This is a genomic window from Halorubrum sp. Atlit-26R (assembly GCF_003666015.1).
In the GTDB taxonomy this organism is placed as follows: domain Archaea; phylum Halobacteriota; class Halobacteria; order Halobacteriales; family Haloferacaceae; genus Halorubrum.
In genome coordinates this window covers 1-808 of sequence record NZ_QPLT01000175.1, presented here as the reverse complement: position 1 = coordinate 808, position 808 = coordinate 1, and the positions used below count along the sequence as shown (strand labels likewise).

The window sequence follows — 808 nt, the reverse complement described above, 5'->3', positions numbered from 1 at the left end:
GGACCGCGAACCGCTCGTCGGGCGGAAGCGCCCATCGGCGCCGCGCGGCGACGGCGACGCAGCCGAGGGTGAACCCGGCGACTGCGGTCACCACCGGCACCAAGCGGATCCCCCACGGCGTGAAATTCAAGACGAGGCCGATGAGCGGGACGACCGCGATTGAGAGGCCGAACGAGAGCGCGACGCGCTCGATCCCGTCGATACCCGAGCGGTCGGCCGGGGCCGATCCGGAGGCGGCCGCGCTCGGATCGCTCTCGGATTCGGCGGCGGCCGCGTCGGTCCCCGGCACGGGCGCCGGTCTCTCGTTCGGTTCGGCCGGAGGCTCGTCGTCTCCGCCTGGGTCGGTCGAGTCGGGTGACGAGCCAGCCTCCGGAAACAGCGCGGCGATAAACGCGTAGCCGGGCAGAAACAGCACGAATCCGAGCCCGAAGAGCACTCGGAGCGGCGTCTCGTTGATCACCGGGACGAACACGGTGGCGAGCGTGAGGAGCGTGAGAAGCACCGTCGCCGCGAGATCGGCGGGAAGTCGGCGGACTGGACGAGGGACGGCCAGCCAGAACTCCCGGCGATCCGCCATACGTCACTCAAACAAGACGACAGACAAAAGCGACTCGATCGCCGGAACGCCGACGCTCGGACGCCGGCGCCGAACGCACCACAGCATTGATATCCATTTACACAAACCATGGCGTAATGGCTATCGGGAGACGGCGGCGGTTCGTCTACGGCGTCGTCGCGTGGATGCTCGGGGCGACGGTGGTCCTGACGCTGCTCGAGTCGCTGGAGCTCGAGCTCTTCTTCGTAGTCT

At 68.2% G+C, this 808-nt stretch carries 1 protein-coding gene; it reads right to left on the bottom strand.

Annotation, left to right across the window (positions count from 1 at the left end; genetic code table 11):
• Nucleotides 1-577, bottom strand: a 577-nt coding sequence (locus DVK07_RS19995; RefSeq protein WP_121598553.1) for a DUF1616 domain-containing protein, incomplete at its 3' end; no start/stop codon positions are given.
• Between the last annotated feature and the right edge of the window lie 231 nt (nt 578-808).